Genomic DNA, 938 nt, shown 5'->3' on the forward strand with positions numbered 1-938 from the left:
CGCTCGCAATTGTGCATGTTCACTAATTCGCTGATCGAGAGGTTTCGGCTTTGGCGGCCGCAAAATCCTTCGGAGACTTGCCGCCGAGGGCCTGATGAGGCCTGAAGTTGTTGTAGTAGACGATGTACTCGAAGAGCTCGTTGGCGAAGTGATCGAGGTTGTCGAAGGTTGCGCCCTCGATGACATCGTCGTCCAGGGTTCGCCAGAAGCGCTCGACCTTGCCATTGGTTTGTGGCCGGTAGGGCTTGGTATAGCGGTGCTTGATGCCGAGCTCGATCAGCATAGCCTCGAAGGGGTGCTCTTCAGGAGTGTTGCGGGAGGCGAACTCTGCCCCGTTGTCAGACAAGATCTCGGCGAACTGGACCCCATAGGTGACGTTGAGGGTGTTGATCATCTTCAGGGTCTTGAACATGACCGGCAGGGCCTTTTTCGACGTCAGCACCTCGGCCCAGGCCAGACGCGAACAGCTATCGACCAGGCTGACGATGAAGGCGGTGTTGGGCGGAGGCACCAGGAACATGTCGCGGGACAGCTGGTGCAGGTCAACATGGCCGAGTTCGCCGATCTTGTCCTTGATAATGCGACGTTTCTCCTCACGCATGGCCGGGGTGCGGCGGTTAAGCTGATTGCGTTTGAAGACCCGGTAAATGGTCGAGGGTGACGGTACTGTATCTCGCCGTTCACGCAAGGTGGCATGGACCTCGTATCGGTTCATGCCTCGCTTCCGGCAGGCGACGATCTCCGCCTCGACACCTTCCGGCTCGCGCCGCTCGCGCCATTTCGGCCCGCGGCGCTGCGGCAACAAGTCTGCGTCCGCGCCGCTCTGCAGATAGCGGTTGTAGTACTTTCGGAAGGTCTGTGAGCAGGTCCCGTGATGCTTGTAGAAGTCCCCCACCCGGCGGAAGGCCGTCGACCGGCCGGCCTTTACCTCCTCATAC

General features: G+C 59.8%; 1 protein-coding gene. It reads right to left on the reverse strand.

What is annotated here, in order from left to right; translation table 11 throughout:
* Positions 1-22: 22 nt before the first annotated feature.
* A partial coding sequence (locus IF809_RS38615) for an integrase core domain-containing protein (protein ID WP_462840087.1) occupies positions 23-938 on the reverse strand: 916 nt, incomplete at its 5' end.

The sequence above is a fragment of the Bradyrhizobium sp. UFLA06-24 genome (genome assembly GCF_054967145.1).